A 5,064-nucleotide genomic window follows, 5' to 3' on the forward strand; every position below is an offset into this window, starting at 1 on the left:
CTCCCGCTCCGGCCCCCACCGCTGCTGCGGTGCCTGCCGACGCCGGCCGCGAGGGCCAGGTGCTCGCCCTGGTCAACCGCGAACGCGCGGCCGCCGGGTGCGGCGCGCTGGTGGCCGACGAGGGTCTGGCGGCGGTCGCCCGCGCGCACAGCGCCGACATGCGTGACCGTGGCTTCTTCGACCACGTCAACCTCGACGGCCTGGACCCGTTCGACCGCGCGTCGGCGGCCGGCGTGAATGCCCGCGCCGAGAACATCGCCTACGGCCAGGCGGACGCCGCGGAGGTCATGACCGCCTGGATGAACAGCTCCGGGCACCGCGCCAACATCCTCAACTGCAGCCTGACCTCGCTGGGCGTCGGCGTGGTCGACGGCTCCGGCGGCCCCTGGTGGACCCAGCTCTTCGGCTGAGCACCCCGACTGTGGGGAACCGGGGCTCCACCGAGGGACTCAGAGCCCCAGTTCCCCACGCTCGCGTGCGGCGAGCAACGCTCGCAGACGAGCCACGAGCGCCTCGGGGTCGTACAGGTCGGCCGCCGTCACGTGCAGCACGATCCACCCGGCCGCGTGGAGGCGATTGAGTCTCCGACGGTCGCTGGCGAACTGTCCGTCCTCGGAGTGCCACAACCCGTCGTACTCGACCGCCACCCGATGCGCTGGGAACGCGAGGTCGACCCGGGCGACGAAGGCGCCGGTGGCATCGCGCACCGTGTGCTGAGGGACGGGCTCGAGCCCCACGAGCGTCAGCAGCACCCGGAGCCGCGACTCAGGCGGTGATTCCGCGCGCGGATCGGCCAGCTCGGTCGCCTGCCGACCGCGACGGGCTCCCCGTCCACCCCTCAGTGCGGCACCCGCCGCGCGCAGCTCCCCCCATCCGACGACGGCGGCCGCAAGCATGACGTCCAGCGCTGCCACCGCCACCGGCAACGGGTCGCCTCGCGCGATGTCCAGGGCCGTCCGCAGTCCTGTCGTCACGCGGAACGTCCCGATCCGGACGACGTCCGCATCCGGCAGGCGCACCCGACGGATGCGGAGCCCCTCGACCGGACCGAACTGGACGCCCGCCGGCAGGGACAGCTCGACCGGCGTCCCGAACCCGGCAAGGCCGGTGCAGCCGTGCATGAAGGCCGCCGTCCGCCCGCTGAATGCTGCCGTCGCCGGCGCGAGCAGTCGGGCCCCTCGGATGCGGAGCCCGAAGGAGTCGGCGAGTTCGGCATCCGCGTAGATCCCACGGAACAGCCGTCGCCAGGCCGAGCTGCGGAGCTGGTCCCGGGTCAGCAGTCCATCCCCCAGGACGTCCCGGGCCCGGAAGACGGCGCCCCGCAAGGCTGGCGGTCGCCGGGGTCGAGGCACCACGCGAGCGTGCCCCACCAAGGGGCCTCGTCGCTGGCGCCGTCCACAGGTCCACGAGTGTGGGGTTGTGAGTCTCTGAACCCTGCTCCGGGCCCTGACTTCCCCACACTCGGGCAGCCGCCGGAGGACGGCGACGGCCCCCTCACCCGGGCGGGGCGAGGGGGCCGTCGTCGCGCGGCCCCGTCCCGAGGACGGGGTCCCTTCTCAGGCCATGGCCTTCTGGAGGTTGGTGTCGATGGCCGCCAGGAAGTCCTGGGTGGTGAGCCACGGCTGGTCCCTGGAGATGAGCAGCGCGAGGTCCTTGGTCATCTGGCCGCCCTCGACGGTGTCGATGCAGACCCTCTCCAGCGTCTCGGCGAAGCGGGTCACCTCGGGGGTGTTGTCCAGCTTGCCGCGGTGGGCCAGGCCCCGGGTCCAGGCGAAGATCGACGCGATCGGGTTCGTCGACGTCTGCTCGCCCTTCTGGTGCTGGCGGTAGTGCCGCGTGACCGTGCCGTGGGCGGCCTCGGCCTCGACCGTGCGGCCGTCGGGGCTGAGCAGCACCGACGTCATGAGGCCCAGCGAGCCGAAGCCCTGGGCGACCGTGTCGGACTGCACGTCACCGTCGTAGTTCTTGCAGGCCCACACGTAGCCGCCCTCCCACTTGAGGGAGGCGGCGACCATGTCGTCGATCAGCCGGTGCTCGTAGGTGATGCCGGCACTGTCGAACTTGTCCTTGAACTCCGACTCGAAGGTCTCCTGGAACAGGTCCTTGAACCGGCCGTCGTAGGCCTTGAGGATCGTGTTCTTCGTCGAGAGGTACAGCGGGTAGCCGCGCTGCAGCGAGTAGTTCATCGAGGCGCGGGCGAAGTCGCGGATCGACTCGTCCAGGTTGTACATCGCCATCGCGACGCCACCACCGGGCGACTGGAACACCTCGTGCTCGATCGGCTCCGAGCCGTCCTTCGGCGTGAAGGTGATCGTCAGCGTCCCCTCGCCGGGGAACTTGAAGTCGGTCGCGCGGTACTGGTCACCGAAGGCGTGACGGCCGACGACGATCGGCTTCGTCCAGCCCGGCACGAGCCGCGGCACGTTCTGCATGATGATCGGCTCGCGGAAGATGACGCCGCCGAGGATGTTGCGGATCGTCCCGTTCGGGGAGCGCCACATCTTCTTGAGGCCGAACTCCTCGACCCGCGCCTCGTCCGGGGTGATGGTGGCGCACTTGACGCCGACCCCGTGTCGCTTGATGGCCTCGGCCGCGTCGATGGTGATCTGGTCGTCGGTCTCGTCGCGCTTCTCGATGCCGAGGTCGTAGTACTCGAGGTTGACGTCGAGGTACGGGAGGATCAGCTGGTCCTTGATGAACTGCCAGATGATCCGCGTCATCTCGTCGCCGTCGAGTTCGACGACCGTGCCCTCGACCTTGATCTTTGCCACGTGCAAGTCCCTCTCTACAGCCCTGAGCGATGCGCTCAGAGGTCGGCTACGTCAGCCTGCTTGGCCCGCACGGCCTCGGCCGCCTCGCGCAGCCCGGCCAGCTCGCTCTCGGTCAGGTCGCCCTCGACGACCTTCTTCACGCCCTCGCGGCCGATCTCCGCCTCGACGCCCAGGTACACCCCGGAGATCCCGTACTCCCCGTCGACCCAGGCGCACACCGGCATGACCGCACCGGAGTCCTCCATGACCGCGCGGGCCATGCGGGCGGCGGCAGCGGACGGGGCGTAGTACGCCGACCCGGTCTTGAGCAGCGCCACGACCTCGGCGCCACCGTTGCGGGTGCGGTCGACCAGGTGGTCGATCCGGTCCTGCGCCAGGACGTCGGACAACGGCTTGCCGTCGACGGTGCAGCGCGACGGCACCGGGACCATCGTGTCGCCGTGCGAGCCCAGCGTCAGGGTCTGCACCGAGCCCACCGGGACGCCGAGCTCCTCGGCCACGTTGTTGGTGAAGCGCGCGGTGTCGAGCATGCCGGCCTGGCCCATGACCCGGTTCTTCGGGAAATCGGTGGCGAGCTGCGCCAGCGCGGTCATCTCGTCCAGCGGGTTGGAGACGACGATGATCACGGCGTCCGGCGAGGTGGACGCGATGTTCTCGGCGACCTGCCGGACGATCTTCGCGTTGGTCTCGATGAGGTCCATGCGGCTCATGCCGGGCTTGCGCGGCAGGCCGGCGGTGATGACGACGACGTCGGAGTTCTCGGTGCCCTCGTAGGAGCCACCCCCGACGCCGACGATCCGGGTCTCGAAGCCCTCGATCGGCCGCGACTGGTTCATGTCCAGCGCGATGCCTTCGGGCTTGCCCTCGACGATGTCGGTGAGGACGACGGTCTCGAAGATGTCGTACTCGGCGAGACGGAGAGCGGTGGTGGAGCCGTAGAAACCGGCGCCGACGACGGTGACCTTGCCGTTCCGGGACTTCTCTGCCATGGCCAGCAACTTATCGCTGGGCGGCCAGCCCCGCCCGGGCGGGGCTCAGCTGCCGGGGATGGTCAGCGCGGTGACGGTCAGGACGACGCCCGTCCCGGCCATCAGGACGACGTCCGTCAGCCGGCTGCGGACGGCGAGGAAGCCCACCCGCCGCACCGGCAGGAGGAGCCGCAGCAGCGCCCCGCCGACGAGCGCCAGCCCGACGACGACGAGCCCCACCCGCCAGTGGTCGATGGTCACCAGCAGCAGACCGGAGGCCACGACGACCAGTACCGCCAGCAGCGGCAGCTGGCGGACGAGACCGGCCAGGAACGGCCGGCGGACGTAGAGCGGCGGTCGCGTCATGCTCAGGCGGAGAGCGCCTCGAGCGCCGCGGCCTGCTCGGCGGCGAGGACGACGTTCTGCAGCAGCATCGCCCGCGTCATGGGGCCCACGCCGCCAGGGTTGGGCGCGACGAAGCCCGCGACGTCGAGCACGTCGAGGGCGACGTCCCCCGCGATCCTGCCGTCGACCCGGCTGACGCCGACGTCGAGGACGGCGGCACCCGGCTTGACGATGTCGGCGGTGACCAGCCCGGGGACACCGGCGGCCGCGACGACGATGTCGGCGTTGCCCACGTGCGCGGCCAGGTCGCGGGTGCCGGTGTGGCAGAGGGTCACGGTGGCGTTCTCGGTGCGGCGCGTCAGCAGCAGCCCGAGCGGGCGCCCCACGGTGATCCCACGGCCCACGACGACGACCTCGGCCCCGGCGATCGGCACCTCGAAGCGGCGCAGCAGCTCGACGATGCCGACCGGCGTGCACGGCAACGGGCCGGGGACGTTGAGGACGAGCCGACCCAGGTTCACCGGGTGCAGGCCGTCGGCGTCCTTGGCGGGATCCATCGCCTCGAGGACGGCGCTCTCCTCGACCCCCTTCGGCAGCGGCAACTGGACGATGTAGCCGGTGCACTCCGGGTCGGCGTTGAGCTCCTCGACCACGGCGAGGACGTCCGCCAGCGTCGCCGTCGCCGGCAGCTCGCGCTGGATGCTGGCGATGCCGACCTGCGCGCAGTCGGAGTGCTTGGCGTTGACGTACCAGCGGCTGCCCGGGTCGTCGCCGACCAGCAGGGTGCCGAGTCCGGGCCGGTGGCCGGCGGCGGTCAGCGCCGTGACGCGGTCGGCCAGCTCGGTGCGGATCGCCGCCGCCGTCGCCTTGCCGTCGAGGATCGTCGCGGGCACGTGCCCAGTGTGCCGGAGGGGTCACGCGACCGGCCGGGCAGTCCTAGTCTCAGGACAGCGGTCCAACCCGGCCCCGCCGAACCGGAG

At 71.3% G+C, this 5,064-nt stretch carries 6 protein-coding genes; 1 reads left to right on the plus strand and 5 read right to left on the minus strand.

Annotated elements, in window-relative coordinates; all coding sequences use genetic code 11:
- Positions 1-410: CAP domain-containing protein (locus tag E4P40_RS26200; RefSeq protein WP_245160607.1), on the plus strand; the 410-nt coding region annotated here is incomplete at its 5' end.
- A gap of 39 nt (positions 411-449) precedes the next feature.
- Here E4P40_RS26200 and E4P40_RS26205 read toward each other — a convergent pair.
- From E4P40_RS26205 to E4P40_RS26225, 5 genes are all read right to left on the minus strand, one after another.
- A complete protein-coding gene (locus E4P40_RS26205) occupies positions 450-1,325 on the minus strand; it encodes a hypothetical protein (RefSeq protein ID WP_245160608.1) in 876 nt (291 codons plus the stop codon).
- Between the two features lie 231 nt (positions 1,326-1,556).
- Positions 1,557-2,771 (minus strand): NADP-dependent isocitrate dehydrogenase, encoded by a 1,215-nt coding sequence (locus tag E4P40_RS26210; RefSeq protein WP_135161248.1) that lies wholly within the window; start codon positions 2,769-2,771, stop codon positions 1,557-1,559.
- Between the two features lie 35 nt (positions 2,772-2,806).
- A complete protein-coding gene (gene mdh / locus E4P40_RS26215; RefSeq protein WP_135161249.1) occupies positions 2,807-3,760 on the minus strand; it encodes a malate dehydrogenase in 954 nt (317 codons plus the stop codon).
- Between the two features lie 45 nt (positions 3,761-3,805).
- A complete protein-coding gene (locus E4P40_RS26220) occupies positions 3,806-4,105 on the minus strand; it encodes a DUF3017 domain-containing protein (RefSeq protein ID WP_135161250.1) in 300 nt (99 codons plus the stop codon).
- 2 nt (positions 4,106-4,107) lie between these two features.
- The gene (locus tag E4P40_RS26225; RefSeq protein ID WP_135161251.1) at positions 4,108-4,977 is read right to left on the minus strand and encodes a bifunctional methylenetetrahydrofolate dehydrogenase/methenyltetrahydrofolate cyclohydrolase; all 870 of its coding nucleotides are present in this window, start codon (positions 4,975-4,977) and stop codon (positions 4,108-4,110) included.
- Between the last annotated feature and the right edge of the window lie 87 nt (positions 4,978-5,064).

The sequence above is a fragment of the Blastococcus sp. CT_GayMR20 genome, from assembly GCF_004570345.1.

Excerpts from the sequence above, each read along its gene's own strand:
- mdh (WP_135161249.1), bottom strand. The coding sequence starts at position 3,760 with ATGGCAGAGAAGTCCCGGAACGGCAAGGTCACCGTCGTCGGCGCCGGT.
- E4P40_RS26220 (WP_135161250.1), bottom strand. The coding sequence starts at position 4,105 with ATGACGCGACCGCCGCTCTACGTCCGCCGGCCGTTCCTGGCCGGTCTC.